Genomic DNA, 245 nt, shown 5'->3' with positions numbered 1-245 from the left:
CGCTTCCCGGCGCTGTTCGTCGGCGCCTATCCGACCGGAACATTCGCAACCGCCGTCGGCTGCGTCTTCGCGGTGCCGACCGTCTGGATGATGCTGTTTGCGGCCGGTCTGGTTGGCCGCACCGAAGAAGATGACGATATTGCCGAGGACTTTAACGAAACGCGCTCCAAGGCGCGTTCGGTTGGCGAAGCCGATGAGGATGATGGTGACGATGAAGGTGGCTGGCTTGCCTTCGGCGCGCTGAC

The 245-nt window shown here is 62.9% G+C and carries 1 protein-coding gene; it reads left to right on the top strand.

Annotated elements, in window-relative coordinates:
* A partial coding sequence (locus SB772_RS44535) for a hypothetical protein (protein WP_410839093.1) occupies positions 1-245 on the top strand: 245 nt, incomplete at both ends.

The sequence above is a fragment of the Paraburkholderia sp. SIMBA_030 genome (genome assembly GCF_046535245.1).
In the GTDB taxonomy this organism is placed as follows: Bacteria; Pseudomonadota; Gammaproteobacteria; order Burkholderiales; family Burkholderiaceae; genus Paraburkholderia.
The sequence above is the reverse complement of the archived record's forward strand: the minus strand, read 5'-3'. Positions and strand labels throughout refer to the sequence as shown.